The sequence below is a fragment of the Streptomyces sp. NPDC111520 genome, from assembly GCF_055635295.1.
Genome location: NZ_JBVKBW010000002.1, coordinates 520,124 through 538,930 on the forward strand (window position 1 = coordinate 520,124; position 18,807 = coordinate 538,930).

17 protein-coding genes and 1 tRNA gene are annotated in these 18,807 nt (G+C 69.5%); 11 read left to right on the plus strand and 7 right to left on the minus strand.

The genetic code is table 11. The annotated features are described in order from the left end of the window. Positions 1-18: 18 nt before the first annotated feature. Positions 19-1,518, minus strand: a complete 1,500-nt coding sequence (locus ACZ7MY_RS06530) for a potassium/proton antiporter (protein ID WP_499600284.1) — start codon at positions 1,516-1,518, stop codon at positions 19-21. Positions 1,519-1,684: 166 nt separating this feature from the next. Here ACZ7MY_RS06530 and ACZ7MY_RS06535 point away from each other — a divergent pair, with 166 nt between their 5' ends. Then, positions 1,685-4,516 carry a penicillin acylase family protein gene (locus ACZ7MY_RS06535; RefSeq protein WP_499600084.1) on the plus strand — a complete coding sequence of 944 codons (2,832 nt, stop codon included), beginning with the start codon at positions 1,685-1,687 and terminating at the stop codon, positions 4,514-4,516. Between the two features lie 100 nt (positions 4,517-4,616). Here ACZ7MY_RS06535 and ACZ7MY_RS06540 read toward each other — a convergent pair whose 3' ends face one another. After that, a complete protein-coding gene (locus ACZ7MY_RS06540; protein WP_499600086.1) occupies positions 4,617-5,213 on the minus strand; it encodes a 5-formyltetrahydrofolate cyclo-ligase in 597 nt (198 codons plus the stop codon). Positions 5,214-5,293: 80 nt separating this feature from the next. Here ACZ7MY_RS06540 and galU point away from each other — a divergent pair, with 80 nt between their 5' ends. From galU to ACZ7MY_RS06575, 7 genes are all read left to right on the plus strand, one after another. Beyond that, on the plus strand, positions 5,294-6,202 hold the full coding sequence (galU, locus tag ACZ7MY_RS06545) for a UTP--glucose-1-phosphate uridylyltransferase GalU (protein WP_499600088.1): 909 nt from the start codon (positions 5,294-5,296) through the stop codon (positions 6,200-6,202). Then, positions 6,199-7,548 (plus strand): molybdopterin molybdotransferase MoeA, encoded by a 1,350-nt coding sequence (locus tag ACZ7MY_RS06550; protein ID WP_499600090.1) that lies wholly within the window; start codon positions 6,199-6,201, stop codon positions 7,546-7,548. The genes galU and ACZ7MY_RS06550 overlap by 4 nt, the downstream gene beginning before the upstream one ends. A 56-nt stretch (positions 7,549-7,604) precedes the next feature. Then, positions 7,605-8,087: a cyclic pyranopterin monophosphate synthase MoaC gene (gene moaC / locus ACZ7MY_RS06555; RefSeq protein ID WP_499600092.1), complete on the plus strand. Its 483-nt coding sequence runs from the start codon at positions 7,605-7,607 to the stop codon at positions 8,085-8,087. Beyond that, positions 8,084-8,572 (plus strand): MogA/MoaB family molybdenum cofactor biosynthesis protein, encoded by a 489-nt coding sequence (locus tag ACZ7MY_RS06560; RefSeq protein WP_499600094.1) that lies wholly within the window; start codon positions 8,084-8,086, stop codon positions 8,570-8,572. Before moaC ends, ACZ7MY_RS06560 begins: the two co-directional genes overlap by 4 nt. Beyond that, positions 8,569-9,189: a GNAT family N-acetyltransferase gene (locus ACZ7MY_RS06565; protein WP_499600285.1), complete on the plus strand. Its 621-nt coding sequence runs from the start codon at positions 8,569-8,571 to the stop codon at positions 9,187-9,189. The genes ACZ7MY_RS06560 and ACZ7MY_RS06565 overlap by 4 nt, the downstream gene beginning before the upstream one ends. Before the next feature lie 140 nt (positions 9,190-9,329). Then, entirely contained in the window at positions 9,330-10,199 is an 870-nt protein-coding gene (gene sepX, locus ACZ7MY_RS06570) for a divisome protein SepX/GlpR (RefSeq protein WP_499600096.1), read from the plus strand. A gap of 61 nt (positions 10,200-10,260) precedes the next feature. After that, a tRNA-Ala gene (locus tag ACZ7MY_RS06575) sits at positions 10,261-10,334 on the plus strand. 73 nt (positions 10,335-10,407) lie between these two features. On the opposite strand, the gene ACZ7MY_RS06580 is transcribed toward ACZ7MY_RS06575, so the two are convergent. Genes ACZ7MY_RS06580 through ACZ7MY_RS06595 form a run of 4 tightly spaced genes read right to left on the minus strand, consistent with a single transcriptional unit; the run spans position 10,408 to position 13,674 of the window. Continuing rightward, positions 10,408-11,640 (minus strand): site-specific integrase, encoded by a 1,233-nt coding sequence (locus ACZ7MY_RS06580; protein ID WP_499600098.1) that lies wholly within the window; start codon positions 11,638-11,640, stop codon positions 10,408-10,410. Next, positions 11,628-11,828: an excisionase family DNA-binding protein gene (locus tag ACZ7MY_RS06585; protein ID WP_499600100.1), complete on the minus strand. Its 201-nt coding sequence runs from the start codon at positions 11,826-11,828 to the stop codon at positions 11,628-11,630. Before ACZ7MY_RS06585 ends, ACZ7MY_RS06580 begins: the two co-directional genes overlap by 13 nt. Next, positions 11,813-13,216 (minus strand): replication initiator protein RepSA, encoded by a 1,404-nt coding sequence (gene repSA / locus ACZ7MY_RS06590; RefSeq protein ID WP_499600102.1) that lies wholly within the window; start codon positions 13,214-13,216, stop codon positions 11,813-11,815. Before repSA ends, ACZ7MY_RS06585 begins: the two co-directional genes overlap by 16 nt. A gap of 26 nt (positions 13,217-13,242) precedes the next feature. After that, a complete protein-coding gene (locus tag ACZ7MY_RS06595) occupies positions 13,243-13,674 on the minus strand; it encodes a hypothetical protein (protein ID WP_499600103.1) in 432 nt (143 codons plus the stop codon). A gap of 289 nt (positions 13,675-13,963) precedes the next feature. Between ACZ7MY_RS06595 and ACZ7MY_RS06600 the strand changes: the two genes are divergently transcribed. The 3 genes from ACZ7MY_RS06600 (at position 13,964) to ACZ7MY_RS06610 (ending at position 17,588) form a co-directional block, all read left to right on the plus strand. Then, on the plus strand, positions 13,964-14,326 hold the full coding sequence (locus tag ACZ7MY_RS06600) for a winged helix-turn-helix domain-containing protein (RefSeq protein ID WP_499600104.1): 363 nt from the start codon (positions 13,964-13,966) through the stop codon (positions 14,324-14,326). 154 nt (positions 14,327-14,480) lie between these two features. Beyond that, on the plus strand, positions 14,481-15,713 hold the full coding sequence (locus ACZ7MY_RS06605) for an NsdA family TPR-like regulatory protein (RefSeq protein WP_499600105.1): 1,233 nt from the start codon (positions 14,481-14,483) through the stop codon (positions 15,711-15,713). Positions 15,714-17,327: 1,614 nt separating this feature from the next. Further along, a complete protein-coding gene (locus ACZ7MY_RS06610) occupies positions 17,328-17,588 on the plus strand; it encodes a hypothetical protein (protein ID WP_499600106.1) in 261 nt (86 codons plus the stop codon). A 152-nt stretch (positions 17,589-17,740) separates the two neighbouring features. Here ACZ7MY_RS06610 and ACZ7MY_RS06615 read toward each other — a convergent pair whose 3' ends face one another. After that, positions 17,741-18,340 carry an SMI1/KNR4 family protein gene (locus ACZ7MY_RS06615; RefSeq protein ID WP_499600107.1) on the minus strand — a complete coding sequence of 200 codons (600 nt, stop codon included), beginning with the start codon at positions 18,338-18,340 and terminating at the stop codon, positions 17,741-17,743. Between the last annotated feature and the right edge of the window lie 467 nt (positions 18,341-18,807).

Genomic DNA, 18,807 nt, shown 5'->3' on the forward strand with positions numbered 1-18,807 from the left:
TGACTGTCGACAGCCATGTTAACGGCCGGCCCCACCGCCCGATTCCAGCCATCCGGCCAGCTTGCCGCCGCGTCCCACCGCCCGCAGCCGTGCCTCCGCCTTGTCGCGCACCGGGTCGGTGGCGACGACGAGGAGTTCGTCACCGTGCCGCAGCACGGTCGTCGGCAACGGGACGAAGCTCCTGTCCTCGCGGACGACCAGGGTGACCGCGGCGCCCGGCGGCAGCCGCAGTTCGCTGACCTCCACGCCGTGCATGCGCGAGCGCGGCGGGATCCGCACCGACAGCAGGTGCCCGCGCAGCCGCTCCAGGGGCGCCGACTCGATTCCCAGGTCCTCCGCGGCCCCCGGGTCCCCGAGGCGCAGCCTGCGGGCGATCCAGGGCAGCGTCGGCCCCTGCACGAGGGTGTAGACGATCACCAGGACGAAGACGATGTTGAAGATGCGCTCGCTCTGCCGGACGCCCGCCACCATCGGGATCGTGGCCAGGACGATGGGCACCGCCCCGCGCAGCCCGGCCCAGGACAGCAGCACCTGGTCGCGGAAGGGCGTGCGGAACGGCAGCAGGCTCGCCGTCACCGACAGCGGCCGCGCCACCATCGTCAGGACCAGGCCGACCACGAGCGCCGGCACGATGTCGTCGCCGAGTTCGTGCGGGGTGACCAGCAGGCCCAGCAGCACGAACAGGCCGATCTGCGCCAGCCAGGCCAGCCCCTCCGCGAAGCCCCGGGTGGCGGGGCGGTGCGGGAGTTTGGCGTTGCCGAGCAGGACGGAGGCGACGTACACGGCGAGGAAGCCCGAGCCGTGCGCGAGCGCGCCGCCCGCGTAGGCGAGGACGGCGATGGCCAGCACCGCGATCGGGTAGAGGCCCGAGGCGGGCAGCGCGACGCGGCGCATGGCGAACGCGCCGAGCATGCCGACGGCCAGGCCGACCGCGGCGCCGATGGCCAGCTCCAGGGCGATCTCGCCCAGCAGCACGCCCCAGTTGTGCACCGGCCAGTGCTCGGAGAAGGCGACGACCAGGATGACGACCGGGGCGTCGTTGAACCCGGACTCCGCCTCGAGCACGCCGGTCACCCGGCTCGGCAGCGGCACCCTGCGCAGCACCGAGAACACGGCCGCCGCGTCGGTGGACGAGACGACCGCGCCGATGAGGAGCGCCTGCCGCCAGTCCAACCCGACGAGGTAGTGCCCCGCCGCGGCCGTGATGCCGACGCTGACCGCGATGCCGAGGGTCGCGAGGACCGCCGCCGCCGGGACGGCCGGTTTGATCTCCCGCCACTGGGTGCCGAGACCGCCTTCGGCGAGAATCACCACAAGTGCCGCATATCCCAACACCTGGGTCAATTCGGCGTTGTCGAAGGCGACTCCGAGCCCGTCCTGTCCTATCGCGACCCCAATGCCCAGGTAGAGGAGCAGGCTGGGAAGGCCGCTGCGCGAGGAGAGGCGCACGGCGACCACCGCTATGAGCAGCACGAGGGCGCACACCAGCAGGAGTTCATTGAGGCGGTCGACAGTCAGGAGCCGGTCCTTCCAACGAAGTTCATTGCCTTACCTAACATTTTACCTGTGCTTGGGGTTGTGGCGATCTCCATCCACAGGTCAGGACACCGCGTGGGGAGCTACGGGCCGGTACGCCTAAGGTGGCCCCTAGCAATCGGTCCACCCTGCCTTTCGAAGGACATCGATGCCCGCCAAGAAGAAGTCCCGCCGCACGCGCCTCATCGTGATCGGGGTCGTGCTCGTGCTCGTGGCGGGCATCGTCTACGGGTCGTACTGGAGCGTCGCCACCGTCCGCGCCTCCCTCCCGCAGACCACCGGAACCCTGCAGCTCAAGGGCCTGACCGGAGCCGTCCAAGTGAAGCGCGACGGCAACGGCATCCCGCAGATCTACGCCGACACCGCCGAGGACCTGTTCCGCGCCCAGGGCTACGTCCAGGCCCAGGACCGCTTCTACGAGATGGACGTGCGCCGGCACCTGACCGCCGGCCGGCTGTCGGAGATGTTCGGCAGCGGCCAGGTCGAGACGGACGCGTTCCTGCGCACGCTCGGCTGGCGCCGGGTCGCGCAGCAGGAGTACGACACCAAGCTGTCGGACGCCACGAAGACGTACCTCCAGGCCTACTCGGACGGGGTCAACGCCTACTTGGACGGCCATTCCGGCGCCGACCTGTCCGTCGAGTACGCGGCGCTGAAGTTCAGCAACGACTACGTGCCGGAGAAGTGGACCCCGGTCGACTCCGTCGCCTGGCTCAAGGCGATGGCCTGGGACCTGCGCGGCAACATGCAGGACGAGATCGACCGCTCGCTGCTGTCGAGCCGGCTGAGCCCCAAGCAGATCGAACAGCTCTACCCCGCCTACCCGTACGACCGGAACACGCCGATCGTCGAGGGCGGCAAGGTCGACGACGTCTCCGGGGAGTACGTTCCGCAGGGATCCGCCACGGAAGCGGGCGGGACCCCCGGATCGGGCACAGGAACCGGAACCGGCACGGGCACAGGAACCGGCACCGGAACCGGAACCGGCACAGGAACCGGCACCAACGCCGCCGACACCTCCGACGCGACGCAGAACGTCCAGTCCCAGCTGGCCTCGCTCTCCGACACCCTCGACCAGATCCCCGCGCTGCTCGGCCCCAACGGCAACGGCATCGGATCCAATTCCTGGGTGGTCTCCGGCGAGCACACCACCACCGGCAAGCCGCTGCTGGCCAACGACCCGCACCTGGCCCCGCAGATGCCCTCGCTCTGGTACCAGATGGGCCTGCACTGCACCAGCGTCGGCAAGGCCTGCCCCTTCGACGTGGCCGGCTACACCTTCTCCGGCATGCCCGGCGTGATAATCGGGCACAACCAGTCGATCGCCTGGGGCATGACCAACCTCGGTGCCGACGTGACCGACCTCTACCTGGAGAAGGTCACCGCCGACACGTACCTCTACGACGGCAAGCAGCAGCCGTTCAAGACCCGCAAGGAGACCATCAAGGTCGCCGGCGGCGGCGACCGCACGATCACCGTGCGCAGCACGGAGGACGGCCGCCCGGTCATCTCCGACCGCAGCGCCGAGCTGCGCAGCGTCGGCGACCGCGCCCCGGTGCCGAACTCCGCGCCCGACCGCGGCGAGGGCTACGCGGTCTCCCTGCGCTGGACCGCGCTCGACCCGTCCAACACCATGGACGCGGTCTTCGAGCTGGACGCGGCGACCGGCTGGGAGCAGTTCCGGGCCGCCGCCCGCGACTTCGCCGTCCCGTCCCAGAACCTGATCTACGCCGACGACAAGGGCGACCGGGGCCACATCGGCTACCAGGCCCCCGGCCGGATCCCGGTCCGCGCCAGCGGTTACGACGGCACCTACCCCGCCCCCGGCTGGGACCCGCGGTACCGGTGGAAGGAGTGGATCCCCTTCTCGGCGATGCCGTACGAGGAGGACCCGGAACGCGGCTACATCGTCACCGCCAACCAGGCCGTGGTCGACCAGGGCGAGTACCCCTACCTGCTCACGCAGGACTGGGGCTACGGCACCCGCAGCCAGCGGATCAACGACCTGATCCAGTCCAAGATCAAGGACGGCGGCCTGATCTCCATGGACGACATGCAGAAGATGCAGGGCGACAACAGCAGCGAGATCGCCAAGCTCCTGGTGCCGTACCTGCTGAAGATCGACATAAAGGACGACAAGGACGACTACGTCCGCAACGCCCAGAAGCTGCTGGAGGGCTGGGACTACAACCAGGACTCCGACTCCGCGCCCGCGGCCTACTTCAACGCCGTCTGGCGCAACATCCTCAAGCTGGCCTTCGGCAACAAGCTGCCCAAGGAACTGCGCCCCGAGGGCCAGTGCCTGACCGTCCCGGCCGCGGACCGCTCCGGCCCGGTCGACGACCTCGACGGCAAGTCCAAGCTGGTGCGCGAGTGCGGCCGGCGCGCCGCGGACCAGGCGCAGCCGGATGGCGGCGACCGCTGGTTCGAGGTCGTGCGCACGATCCTGAAGGACGAGGACAACCCGTGGTGGACGGACTCCCCCTCGGCCTTCTACGACAAGGACAGCGGCAAGACCCGCACCACCCGCGACGAGCTGTTCGCCCGGGCCATGAAGGACGCCCGCTACGAGCTGACCGCGAAGCTCGGCAAGAACATCGACACCTGGAGCTGGGGCCGCCTCCACACGCTGGAGCTGCGCAACCAGACCCTGGGCACCGGTGGTCCGGCCTTCGTCCGCTGGCTGCTCAACCGCGGCCCGTGGCAGCTCGGCGGCGGCGAGGCGGCGGTGAACGCGACCGGCTGGAACGCGGCCGGCGGCTACGAGGTGGTCTGGGTGCCGTCGATGCGGATGGTGGTCTCGCTCGACGACTTCGACAAGTCCCGGTGGATCAACCTGACGGGGGCCTCGGGCCACGCCTACAGCTCCCACTACACGGACCAGACGACCAAGTGGGCCAAGGGCGAGATGCTGCCGTGGGTCTTCACCGAGCAGCGCGTCGCCGGGGCCACGGAGGACAGCCTCACGCTGACGCCGTAGCCGGCGCGGCCGGAGCATGAGGGCAGGGGGGCGGGCCGCCGGGCCCGCCCCCCTGCCGTCTCCGGCCCGCCGCCTGCCGGTCCGCACGCCCCCGCCGCCCTCAGCCGTCGCCGAAACGCCGTACGCCCCCGGGGGTGACCGCCGCGTCGACCGGCCGGTCGTGCGGCTCGTCCGGCACCCGGTCCAGCACCTCGTGCGGGTACAGCAGCACCACCAGCGCCGGCGTCGCTCCCGCCGCGTCCAGCCGGGCCAGGACCCGGTCGTACGAGCCCCCGCCGCGGCCCAGCCGCAGGCCCCGGCCGTCGACGGCCAGCCCGGGGAGCAGGACCGCGTCCGCCCCGGTGACCGCGTCCGGGCCGAGGCGGGGGCCGGTGGGCTCGTACAGGCCGCGGGAGGCGGGCCGCAGGGCGCCGGGACCCTCGTAGGCGGCCCAGTCCAGGTCGTTGTCGGGGAGCAGGACCGGCAGCAGCACCCGCACCCCGCGCTCGCGCAGCACGTCCAGCAGCGCGCGGGTGCCCGGCTCGGCGCCCATCGACACGTAGGCGGCCACCGTCCGGGCCCGTGACAACTCGGACAGGCCCACGGCGTGTTGCGCGATCGCCCGTTCGGCCTCCGCCCGGTCACCCGGCGTCAACCCGCGCCTCACCTGGAGGAGGCGTTCTCGCAAGTCCCTCTTGCTAACGTCGTCGTCACTCATTTGACGTGCAACCGCCGCCTATCGTCATCAAGCAACCGGAACTTCATCTTCACCTCATATACAGCGGTTATCGTTGCCCCATGACTCACGCGCGTACCCGGATCAGCAAGGCTGTCATCCCTGCCGCCGGCCTTGGCACCCGTTTCCTGCCCGCCACGAAGGCGACGCCCAAGGAAATGCTGCCGGTGGTCGACAAGCCCGCCATCCAGTACGTCGTCGAGGAGGCCGTCGCAGCGAACCTCTCCGACGTCCTCATGATCACCGGCCGGAACAAGCGGCCGCTCGAGGACCACTTCGACCGCAACTACGAGCTCGAGTCGGCGCTGACGGCCAAGGGCGACGAGGCCCGCCTGGCGCGGGTCCAGGAGTCGAGCGACCTCGCCACCATGCACTACGTCCGCCAGGGCGACCCGCGCGGCCTCGGCCACGCCGTGCTCTGCGCCGAGCCGCACGTCGGCGACCAGCCCTTCGCGGTGCTGCTGGGTGACGACCTGATCGACCCCCGCGACCCGCTGCTCGGCCGCATGATCGAGGTGCAGGAGCAGTACGGCGGCAGCGTCGTCGCGCTGATGGAGGTCGACCCGAGCCAGATCCACCTCTACGGCTGCGCCGCCATAGCGCCCACCGGTGACGACGACGTCGTGCGCGTAACGGACCTCGTCGAGAAGCCCGCGCCGGGCGAGGCCCCCTCCGCGTACGCGGTCATCGGGCGCTACGTGCTGGACCCCTCGGTCTTCGCCGTGCTCAGCAAGACCCGGCCCGGCCGCGGCGGCGAGATCCAGCTGACCGACGCGCTGCGCGAACTGGCCCAGGAGGACGGCCCGGACGGGCCCGTGCACGGTGTCATCTTCACCGGCCGGCGCTACGACACCGGAGACCGCGGCGACTACCTGCGTGCGATTGTCCGACTGGCATGCGAACGTGATGACCTGGGGCCGGACTTCCGGTCCTGGCTGCGCACGTATGTCAACGAGGAGATGCAAGATTGAGCAGCGGCACGGCCGACCGCGTCTGGTCCGTCTCGGAGCACCTCGACAACATCCTCCGGCAGCTGAAGCCGCTGGAACCCATCGAGCTGCAACTCCTCGACGCCCAGGGGTGCGTCCTCGTCGAGGACGTCATGGTGCCGGTCGCGCTGCCGCCCTTCGAGAACAGCTCGATGGACGGCTACGCGGTCCGCACCACCGACACCCAGGGCGCCGACGCGTCACATCCGGCCGTGCTCACCGTCATCGGTGACGTCGCGGCCGGCAGTGGCGAACTGCCCACCGTGGGCCCCGGGCAGACCGCCCGGATCATGACCGGTGCCCCGCTGCCGCCCGGTGCCGAGGCCGTCGTGCCGGTCGAGTGGACCGACGGCGGCACCGGCGGCGCCCCCGTCGTGGGCATGCCGGCGGCGAGCCGGAGCCCCGACGCCGTGGGCGGCGAGGTCCGCGTCTACCGGCCCGTGGGGCGTGGCGACCACGTCCGCGCCCGGGGCAGCGACGTCGCGGCGGGCGAGCTGGCGCTGAGCGCCGGCACGGTGCTGGGCCCGCCGCAGATCGCCCTGCTCGCGGCCGTGGGCCGGGCGACGGTACGGGTGCGGCCCCGGCCGCGGGTGGTCGTGGTCTCCACCGGCAGCGAGCTGGTCCCGCCCGGCGAGGTGCTGGGCCCGGGCCGCATCCACGACTCCAACAGCTTCATGCTCACCGCCGCCGCCCGCGAGGCCGGCGCCCAGGCGTACCGGGTGGGCGCCGTCGCGGACGACGCCGAGACCTTCCGGGCCACCGTCGAGGACCAGCTGATCCGGGCGGACCTCGTCGTCACCAGCGGCGGCGTCAGCGTCGGCGCGTACGACGTGGTGAAGGAGGCGCTCGGCGAGGAGATCGAGTTCCGCAAACTGGCGATGCAGCCCGGCAAGCCGCAGGGCTTCGGCTTCATCGACGTCGGGGCCCGCGCCGAGGACGAGGGCGACGGCGGGGCCGCGGGCGCGGAGGCCGCGCCGCCGGAGCCCGAGCGCACCCCGCTGCTCGCCCTGCCCGGCAACCCGGTCAGCGCCTACGTCTCCTTCGAGATGTTCGTGTGGCCCGCCATCCGCACCCTCATGGGGGTGGAACCGGTGTTCCGGCCGACCGTGCGCGCCGTGTGCGAGGGCGAGCTGACCTCCTCGCCCAAGGGCAGGCGGCAGTTCCTGCGCGGCCGCCACGACCCCTCCTCCGGCCGGGTCACCCCCGTGGGCGGCGCCGGATCGCACCTGGTCAAGGCGCTCGCCCACGCGAACGCGCTGATCGTGGTGCCGGAGGACACGACGGAGGTCGCGGCGGGCTCGGAGGTCGACGTCGTGCTGCTCGACTGAGCGGGTACCGTTACTGCCCACGCGAGCACGCGGCGAGCAGTGGGAGTGCCGGACCGATGACAGAACAGCAGCATCTGACGCACATCGACGACGCGGGGGCGGCCCGCATGGTCGACGTCTCGGAGAAGGACGTCACCGCCCGCACCGCCCGTGCCACCGGCCGGGTCCTGGTGTCGCCGCGCGTCATCGAGCTGCTGCGGGGCGAGGGCGTGCCCAAGGGCGACGCCCTCGCCACCGCGCGCATCGCCGGGATCATGGGCGCCAAGCGCACCCCCGACCTCATCCCGCTCTGCCACCCGCTGGCGGTCTCCGGGGTGAAGGTCGACCTCGCCGTCGGCGACTCCTCCGTGGACATCACGGCCACCGTGAGGACCACCGACCGCACGGGCGTCGAGATGGAGGCCCTCACGGCGGTGAGCGTCGCCGCGCTCACGGTCGTCGACATGGTCAAGGCCGTCGACAAGGCCGCGGTCATCACGGACGTACGGGTCGAGGAGAAGACCGGCGGCAAGTCCGGGGACTGGAGCCGCACCCGATGAGGGCGCTCGCGATCACCGCCTCCAACCGCGCGGCCGCCGGGGTCTACGAGGACCGGGGCGGCCCGCTGGTCGTCGCCGGGCTGCGCGAGCTGGGCTTCACCGTCGACGGCCCGCGCGTCGTCCCGGACGGCGAGCCCGTCGGCAGCGCGCTGCGGGAGGCCGTGGCGGAGGGCTACGACGTGGTGGTCACCACCGGCGGCACCGGCATCTCGCCCACCGACCGCACCCCAGAGGTCACCCGGGCCGTCCTCGACTACGAGGTCCCCGGGGTCGCCGAGGCAGTGCGCGCCGCGGGCCGCGAGAAGGTGCCCACGGCCGCGCTGTCACGTGGCGTCTGCGGTGTCGCCGGGCGCACCCTGGTGGTGAACCTCCCCGGGTCGACCGGCGGCGTCAAGGACGGCCTGGCCGTGCTGGCCCCGATCCTCGTCCATGCCGTCGAGCAGATCCACGGCGGCGACCACCCTACGTCTGGGAGACCGAGCTGAACGGGTCCTGGCCGGCCGAGCTGGCGGACGGGGACGTCCTCCTCCGCCCGATAAGGATGCGCGACCAGCGGGCCTGGCGCGAGGTGAACCGGCGCAACCGCGAGTGGCTGCGTCCATGGGAGGCCACCGTGCCCCCGGCGCCGCCCGGTCACCTCACCCAGCGCCCCACCTACCGGCAGATGGTCCGGCACCTGCGCCACGAGGCCGCGGCGGGCCGCATGATGCCGTTCGTCATCGAGTACCAGGGCCGGCTCGCCGGCCAGCTCACCGTCGCCGGGATCACCTGGGGCTCCATGTGCAGCGCCCACGTCGGCTACTGGGTCGACGAGGCCGTCGCCGGGCGCGGGGTCATGCCCACCGCGGTCGCGCTCTCCGTGGACCACTGCTTCCGCGCGGTGGGACTGCACCGCGTCGAGGTCTGCATCCGGCCCGAGAACATGCCGAGCCGGCGGGTGGTGGAGAAACTCGGCTTCCGCGAGGAAGGGCTGCGGCCCCGCTATCTCCATATCGACGGAGCCTGGCGTGACCACCTGGTCTTCGCGTTGACGGCGGAGGAGGTGCCGGAGGGAATGCTCCACCGCTGGCACCAGGCCCGACCTGGCACGGCTCACAAATAAAAAGTCTGTTCGAAAATGACCGCCGATCCGACTCCGACTTGAACGCAATCAGAAAAAAATTTCGGAGTATCAGCCAGATCGTGCGACACACCGCGCCAAATTGCGTATGCCCCCGTGTGAACCCCCCTACCGTGTGATGCGTGAGCAGCAGCGGCCTCATCTACGCAGTCATCGTCGGGGCCTGGGCTGCCTACTTGGTGCCGATGTGGCTCCGTAGGCAGGACGAGCTCAACGAAGCGCGCCCGACGGAACGCTTCAGCACCGCCATCCGGCTCCTGTCCGGACGTGCGGCCCTGGAGCGCAGGTACGCCAAGACGGCGGACCCGGAATCGGAGGCCGAGGCGGAGCCCGCGGTCGACGTCCGGGCCCTCGCCGTACCCGCGACGGAAGTGAAGCCGAAGGCCCGGCAGAGCGCGAACGTGGGGAAGCAGGGGAAGCCGGGGAAGCAGGGCGGCCCGGTGAACCCCGGGAAGGCGAAGAAGCCCAATCCGCGGGCCAAGGTCCTCGCCGCCCGCCGGCGCACCATCACGATGCTCTTCCTGGCCTTCACCGCGGGCATGATCGTCGCCGCCGTCGGCGGCGTGGCGTTCCTCTGGGCCCCGGCCGCCCCCGCCGTGCTGCTCACGTTCTACATCGCGTACCTGCGCGCCCAGGAACGGCGCCGCTTCGAGGTCAAGCTCGACCAGCGCCGCGCGGCCGACGCCGCCAAGCGCCTGCGCGAGGCCCGTACGACCCGTGAGCCCGCTCCGGACGTGCCCGACGTGACCGAGCCCACACCGCCCGCCGAGGAGCCCGCCACGGCCGACCGGCGCGCCCTCGTGGAGCAGACCGACCACGCCGAGTGGGTCGACCAGCAGCGCGTCCCCACCGAGGACACCTGGGAAGTCCCGGCCCCCCGGCCCACCTTCTCCACCGCCCCGGTCACCCCGCGCCGCTCCCGCGACCGCTCCCGCACCCCGCTGTTCGACCAGCACGCCGACCGCGACCGTCCCCGCGCCGCCAACGAGTGACCTCCCGGCGCCGGGGGCGCGGAGCACCCCCACCGGGATGCTAGAGTTTTCCTCGTTGCAAGGGCCTGTGGCGCAGTCCGGTAGCGCACCTCGTTCGCATCGAGGGGGTCAGGGGTTCGAATCCCCTCAGGTCCACAGCAGCTCAAAGCCCCTGTCGGAGAGATCCGGCAGGGGCTTTGTCATGCCGTACAGCAGCGAAGTACAGCAACTACGGTTGATCTTGCGTGTCGAGGTGCTTGCCGAGCCTGCGCAGAGCCTTGCGTGTCGCCTCGGATGGGACATGCGTGTAGATCTCCATCGTCACCGCGATCTTGCTGTGCCGGAGGATCTGCATCGCGATCCGGGGGTGCACATCGAGCGCGGCCAGCAGCGACCCGCAGGTGTGGCGAGTGTCGTGCAGACGGATGCGCCGGACGCCGGCTTTCGCCGAGCGGCTCTCGAACGAGCGGTTGAAGTTGCGCGGCTCAATGGGCGTGCCGTATCGCGTGGTGAATACGAAATCTGAGGCGGTCCAAAGGTCTCTGGCGGCCCGCTGGGCGGCTTCCTGCTCCTTCCGGCGGAGCTCCAGCGCAGCCACGCAGATCTGGGGCAGTGGCAGCGTCGCCGTTGATGCCTCGGTCTTGGTCTCGTCGTGCACCAGGCGGCGGCGGATGCGCTGGAGTTGGAGCTGTACCGAGATCTCCCCGGCCTCCAGGTCCACGTTTTCCCACGTAAGGCCGAGTACTTCGCCGCGGCGGAAGCCCAGAACCAGGATCAGTACATAGGCCGGGTAGAGCGGATCGCGGGCGGAACGGGCCGCTTCCAGGAACTTCCTTGCCTCCTCCACAGACCACGGATCACGCTTCGTCTTCCGACCCGAGCGCACCTTGACCAGAGCCGCCACGTTCTTCGCGATCAACTCCTCCGTCATGGCATTGGTCAGTGCCGACCGCAACACGGCGCGAGCGTCCTGCACCGTTCGGCGGGACGGGACTTGTCGGCAGCAGCGGCCGGTGGCGCAACACCGCGGCGATGTCCGCTGGGCGTCCTTGCCCTGGGCGCAGCACTGGCACTGGTTCAGGAGGTTATTAACCCACCTTCGGACGTCCTGCACGGTGAGCTTGTCGAGCCGCTTCGAGCCGAGGCCCGGGATGATGTAGAGCCGGACGTGCATCGCGTACGTGTCCGCCGTCTTGGGCTTGAGGTCGGGATCCACGACTTCGGCCAGCCAGCGCGTCAGGTACTGCGCCATCGTCGGCGTGGAAGTCGCCACCGGCCCCGTTGCGGCCTCCGCATGCAGCTTGACCCACTTGCCGTGAACCTCCTCGCGGGTCTTGCCATAGGCGTACTTGCGGGCGCGCTTGCCGTCCGGCTTGGTGACCCAGACGTAGGCTGCGTAGCCGTTCTTGTAGGGGTAAATGGACCCTTCGCCGTTGCCGCGCTTGCCGCTCATGCCGACCACCCCGCAGCAGCACTGCGGTTCACGTACTCATCCACCCAGGCCGGAAGAATGCGCCGGTTGCGGCCGACCTTCACGGAGCGGATCTCGCCCGTGAGCACGAGCATCTTGGTCTTGGACAGGCCGAAGCCGAGCATCTCGGCGACCTCCGCAGTGGTGTACCACTTGCGCTCGATCACGGCAGCAGCCATGCAGCATCTCCCTCCTTCTCATCCAGGTCGTTGAGTGCTTCGCGGGCGGTGTCGCGGTTGGTGCGAATGTCGCGCGCGATCGTGGCGGCGAGCCAGGATTCGCCAGGGGTGTGGCCGTGTCCGGCGTAGGTCCAGTGGGCGAGCACGAGCGTGGAGCCCTCCAAGGTGTCGTCGGGGTCGGGGAGCCCGCGCTCACGGCGTTCCTGGCGGGCGCGGTAGTCGGCGCGGGCCTGGCGCAGCGCGGTGAGGGTGGTGGAGTAGCGGCGGGATTTGGTGGAGAAGTGGCCGCGGAAGCCGAGCATGTGGGCCCAGGCGCGGAGCTTGCGGTCGGGGTAGTGGGGGTCGAGGTCGAAGCAGGTTTCGATCAGGCGCCGGGTGTGTGCGGGTAAGTCGAACAGGTCGAGGGCTTCGCGGTTGCCGACCCGCCGGTCGATGGTGCCGGTGGTCTCTGCTGCTTTGGTGGCGTACTTGGCCACGTACGCGGCGACGGCCTGTTCGGTCAGCTCCTGGCCGTCGTCCGAGCCGATCGGGCGGACGTCGACCTGCTGGCCCCAGCGCAGCTCTCGCGCCAGGAGGGCGCCGGCGGCCGGGACAGGCACCGATACCCGGGCCGCAGCGGCGTGGATCGCGGCATCCAGCAGCGGCACGCTCGCCCAGGACGGCGGGACGTCCTGCGGTCCTTCGGGGCCGTCGAGGCGGACGATGGCGTGGAAGTGGACGGCGCCGCGCTTTTGGTACTCGGCGACCTTCCCGAAGGAGACCCGGCAGACCTCCTTCATGGCGGTCTGGGAGAGTCCGGCGCGGGCGGCGATCTCCCGGCGCAGGTAGATCGTGAAGCGGCGCCACAGGTCGCCCGCGTGGTTGTTCCACAGCACCGCGCCCGCGTAGTCGTACCGCTCGGGATCGAGCGGGGTGCCGATCTCGGGGGCGTGCTCGCTGTGGGCGGTGCCGCAGCGGCATCGGCCGGTGTCGGGGCGGTTGTGGACCGGACCGAACGACGGAGCGGTCAGCGTGGCGAACACCTTCGGGTGCGTGCGGACCGCCAGGGGGACGTCCTTGCGCTCATCGCCGGTCAGCCCGGCCCGGATCAGATGGAAGGTGTCCCCGGCGTAGGTCCAGGCGCACGAGGGGCAGCGCGAGGCACGGCGGTTGCCACACGCCACCCGTAACCGGCCCCCGGGCTCACCCTCGGTCGAGTACGAGTAGAGAACCTGCCCAGTGGCAGCGTCGCGGGTGACGGTGAGCCCTTGCAGGTGGATCGGGTCGGCGCAGCCCCCGGTGCGCTGGATCTGCTCCCGCCACCGCTCGAAGCCCGGATCACCGGCCAGCCGTAGCGCGTCGGCCAGGGTGTGGGGGTCAGTGCCGCAGGCGGCCGCAGCACCAGCCACAGCCGCCGGGGCAACAGGCGTCAAGGTCACGCGACCACCGCCAGCGGGGTCGGCCGGTGCCCCTTGGGGTTGTGCGCCGCGCAGTTCTCCCACGCGACCGACGTCGGGTCCCCGGGCTCGAAGCAGACCTCGAACCAGCCGGTACCGGCGCACCGGCAAGCCCCCTCGACCCGGGGACGTCCGCTCCGGTCGATGGCATCCTGGCTCATCTTGGTCATGCCGACGGTGAGCGAGGCCAGCAGCTCAGCCCGACGCAGGCGGGCGGCGTTCGGGAAGCGGAGCGCGTGGGCCCGCTCCTGCTCACCCGTGGCCGATCGAGCCAGCCACAGCAGCCGGAAGCCGCGGAGGCACGCGGCCGACCGGTACAGCTCCGACAGGCCCAACCGGTTCGCGCCCTGGACGATCCAGGCGAACACCTTGGCGTCATCGCCACGGCGGTACCGATACGCACCGGGCATGTCCGAGGCGTACAGCGCAACGGCCCGCTCACCATTCGACAAGTCAGAGACGGAAACCGACTCCGCCGCTGGCAGCACGGGAGCTAAGTGCGAAGCGTTCAGTGTCGCAGGCATCATGGAGCTTCCCTTCGGGGACGAAGGGGGCGACGGCTTGCTTGGCGGTAGGGCGTCGCCCCCGGGTTACACGGCCGTTCAGACGCATGTCATAGCTTGCTATATAGCACGCTAGAGCACAAGAGGCTCGGCGCCATAGGATGTACTAGTGCGCCATAGTCGATAGGCTCGAAGCATGACCGTTGCCGATGACGACCTCAGGCCCAAGAAGGTGCAGATCGCTGATGCGCTGCGCCCTGAGATCGAGGCCATGCCGGCCGGGGGCAAGCTCGCATCGCTGCGGGCCCTGGCCGAGCGGTTCGACGTGACGACCGTGACGGTGGGCAACGCGCTCCAGCTCTTGATGGACGAAGGGCTGATCACGTCCGTGCCTACGCGCGGGTACTTCGTGCAGGCGTCAACGCCCAGTAACGGCGGGAACTCGCCCACGGTCGATGTCAGTCGAGAAGAGATCAACGCTATCCACTCCGAGATTCGGCAACTTGCCGCCCGAGTGGCCGAGTTGGAAGAGCGAGCCGATCACACGGGCAGCGCCTGACATGCGATCCACCATGTACGCAGCGTGATTGCTTAGCCAGTGACATGAGAGGTGTCACCAGGGGACAGCTACCGGGACAACCCCCTGTCACCCCTCATGTCTTGGGCCCGTGAAGTGCAAGACTCAAAGCACGGACCCGACGGGAGGGCACCACATGAGCGAGGAACGACCCGCGTGGGCACGGCGCATCGCAGCCGAGCGCGAGGCACGCCAGTGGACGCAGGCGGAAGCCGTGGCGGCGCTTCGAGCGCACTCCCCCAAGAGGCTGCCGGACGGGTCGAGCATGATCCGGCAGTGGAAGCGTTGGGAGTCCGGCGAAGTCACGCCGAGCGAGTTCTACCAGCCGATCATTGCTGCGACCTTTGGCACCGTGACTCATGCGATCTTCCCCGTGGCCACCCGGCGCGACGGCAACGCCGAGATCATCGCGGCGAGCGGCATGGAAACCATGGAGATCCTCAGCCGCATGCAGGCATCCGATGTGGACAACGCGACCCTGGACGCGTTAAGGATCACTGCCGACCGGCTCTGTTCTGAGTACCCGTTCATGCCGAGCGCTCAGCTTGCCCTTGAGGGGCGGCAATGGCTCAAGCGCGTGGCCGGCCTCCAGTCGCAGCGGCTCACTCTGGCTCAGCACCGCGAGGTACTGACGATCTCCGCTTGGCTCGCCTTGCTCGTCGGTTGCGTCGAGTACGACATGGGCGATCGAGCCGCGGCCGAGACCACCCGCCGCGCAGTCCTCTCCCTGGCCAACGAGGCTAACAACGCCGAAGCCGCGGGATGGGCCCACGAGATGCGGGCGTGGTTCGCCCTTACAACGGGCGACTATCACGGGATCTTGGCCGCCTCCCAGGCCGGGAACGAAGTCGCTCCACATCATGGCGTCGCCGTCCAACTCGCGGCACATGAGGCCAAGGGGTGGGCAAGGCTCGGTGACCGCCGGAAGACCGAGGTCGCGTTGGACCGGGGGCGGAAGCTGTTGGAGGGGATGCCGTACCCCGAGAACCTCGATCATCACTTCGTCGTGGATCCGGCGAAGTTCGACTACTACGCGATGGACTGCTACCGGCTGCTAGGTGAGAACGCCATTGCAGAAACGCTGGCCCACGAGGTAATCCGTGCTGGCACGGACTTCGACGGGGCCGAGAAGCAGCCGATGCGAATGGCCGAAGCCCGGGTCACTCTGGGGGTCGTAGCCGCACGGCGTGGAGACCTGGAACAAGCCGTGAACTACGGAGAGTGGGCCCTCAAGGGCGACCGACAATCACTGCCGTCGCTGCTGCTGGTCAGCCGTGAACTCGCCTCCGTCGTCAGCCGCGATTTCCCAGGCGAAGCCACCAGCCGAAGCTACCTCGATCACCTGGACACTCTGAGCCGGACCAAGTAGCCCGTTACAGGTTTCTCTACCTCATCAAGGCGCTCCCGCCGCGCACAGCGCGGCGGCGCGCGGCCCGGCGCCTCGGGCCGCCGCTCCAGTCTTCGCCCCGCTCCGGCCCGGTCGCCGGCCGCCCGCCAGACGGCGAGGGGTGGCTGGAGGAGGCAACCCGCTGTGGCTGGGGCGGTCGGCTCCGCGGCTTTACACAGCCACCATGGGGCGAGCCTCGAAGATCGGGGCCCACATCGGGCTATTGCGGGCAGGCAAGGAGCCAGCCCGATTCGCAGCCAGCGTACGGGCCCCGATCTCTCGCCCCATGGCAGCTCCCGTGTAAAGCCGCTTCGCCGACCTCATGGCTACGATCTTGCGCGAGGGTGCATGTGTTGCGACAAAACTGGGGTTGGTGAAGGTGCAGTGAACGGGTCAACCAACGACGACATATGGATACTGTGGGTCGCTGCCGGATTCGCCATCGTGGCCGGCGCTGTGCTCGCGCTGAACCTGTGGGGTGCGGCCGAGAGGTTCTTCCACGTGGTCGCGCGGCGGATGCCGTACACGGGGACGGCGACGCCGAGAACGTTCCGAATCGTTGGCGGAGGCTGGGTCTTGATCGGGTTCCTCATGCTGTTGCCCGACCTTGTAGCTCTGGGGCGCGGAACATAGCCGTACAGCAGCGGAGTACGGCATCCGCCGCGTTGACCTCTGACCGCCACCAGATCCAGGCGGCCGACTGACCCGCCCGTTAGCCCTCGGCAACGGTCACGCCCATAGTTCGCATCGCGGGGATCGGGCATGCCACAGCCGTGCCAGGTGAGGCGGTGCCGAACGGGGACCCACGGGGAACAGCGGTTAAGGGGTCGCTTTGCCGCAGGTCTGCGTCCCTCCAGGTGAGGCCGGGTCCGCAGCCTCAGTCTTCCAAACTGGGGCCACCCAAGGCCGGTCCATGCTGGCCGCGCGGGTATCTGCGCCTGCGTTCACAAATAGCGTCAGCCTTGATTGGCGCCGCCGGTGTGCGGCAGAAGGGCGGGGGGACGTGTTGGGGCGGTCTGTTACTTCCATGTCGTGGGGCGTCATCGCGCTCCTTTTCTTGGGCATCACGGCGTATGCGGTGTTGGTTGGCAGCCTGGAACTGGGCTTGGTCGGGGAAACGAAGAACATTCGGATCGCGGCCTGTATGGAGAAGGACGGGGGCCGGGGCGGCCCTTACGTCGAGTGCACTGGAGAGCTGGCACAGAAGGCGCCCGCGGGCGTGACCCAGGTGACCGTGCGTTTCAACAACAGGCCAGGCCGAACGGCGGAGGTCGTCAAAGCCCCGTGGGGTTCATGGCTTCCGATCGAAGAAGGCGCCGTGGCATGGGCCACGCGTCTGCTGTTCAGCGTGCTTCCGCTAATCGCAGCGGGCGTGTGCTGCTGGCTGGCTGCACGAGCAGCGAGGAAGCCAGAGAGCGCAGGAGGGGCGGCCGGGCCGCCTCTGGGCCGTCCTGCGTCGACCAAGGTTGACCAACGATGACAAGCGATCACGGCGACAGCGCAGGTCAACGGGGCATGAGAACACGTTGGTCCAGGTGGGAGATGGACCGCACCACTTCCAGAAGAACTAGTCGACCCTGCCCGTAGGCTCGGAGTATGGATGTCCAGCCGACGCTTGACGAGATCGAAGACCGATTTGTTGCTCTTGTCGAGGGGCGGCTAAGCCGGGACGACGCCGATCGATGGGCGGCGCGCTGGGTGACCAAGAGCGACCTTGTCTGGGGTGACCTTGCATGGTGGGCGCTCAACCTCTTGCACGGCGTTGATCTTCCTGCGGGCGCTACGGGCGGCTTCCTACACGACGACGAGCAGGTACTCGCATGGCTTCGCGAGCTGCGACTGCGCCGAGCGATGTAGACGGTCCTCATGGCGTGCCCGCTGCGTGCCCGTTTCTGCGGGACATCACGGGGACTCACGGGGAATGGAGGTGCCAACGACGCTCCGGCCCAGGTCAGAGAGTCGCCAGGCCAGCCGTCATCCGCATACGACGTCTTCCAAACTGGTGCACTTCACAGCTGCGGAGGGCCCTCAGCGCCCCAGGGATCGATCCGGGATTGCCTGTAGCGCTTGACGTCACGGTCGTGGAAGAAACGCGCCCCGATATAGCGGAGGTCGAAGGTCCAGTGCTCGGTGATGTCCCGGGCCGCGAAGCGGCACAGCAGGTCAACCATGCCGCAGTCGAAGTGGGACCAGCACTCAGGCTCCGCCCAGTGCCGGCGCCAGATCACCGTCCCCCACTTGTTGGGGTCCGGCGAGTCCGTCCGCCAGCACAGCAGGTCCGCATCCACGGTATAACCCCAGCCGATGAGCAGTTCGGGCGCGTCGTACTCCAGTTCCTCGGCCGTCAGCTCGGCATCCGCTGTTACCCCTTCAACGTTGGCGCCGGGATCGTTGGGATACACCTCGGACACCGGCGGAACCACCCCGAGGAAATCGTCGAAGAGGCCCTCACCGTAGACGCGCATGAACTCCTTGTAGTCGTCAGGAAACCCACGCGGATACCGCTCGGTCAGGCTGTCCCAGTTCAGGACGTTGCCTCCTGCGGCCGGTGGGGCGACCAGGGAAGAGAGACGGGCCAGGAGGTCGCCCGGTTCGGGTTGCTGTTGCATGGGGTCTCCGTTACTGACCACGTCGCCGAGGTTCACCCCGGCCGTTCAGTAGGTGTTGTACACCGTCATGCTGCCCGAGAGTCCGGCTCCCCCTTCAGCAACCAGAGCATCGAATGACATCCACGCGTGTCATCAACGGCGGCGGATGACCACACCTCAGGACCACTTCCGGCAGCTCCAACAACGGCACCTGGGCTGCCGCGAGCAGTACAGGCACGGTCACCGGATCGAACTCCTAAAGCGGTGGCACGCGACAGTGCTGTACAGCAGCGAAGTACAGCAACCGTGGCGACTGTGGGCGACCAGTAGTGGCCCCAGGAGGGCGCTCAACTTGCCCACCAACCTTCCGCGACCGTCGTGCCCATAGTTCGCATCGAGGGGGTCAGGGGTTCGAATCCCCTCAGGTCCACAACGACGAACGGTTCACGACGTGGTTCGGGGACGGTTCACGAAATCCCATCCAGATC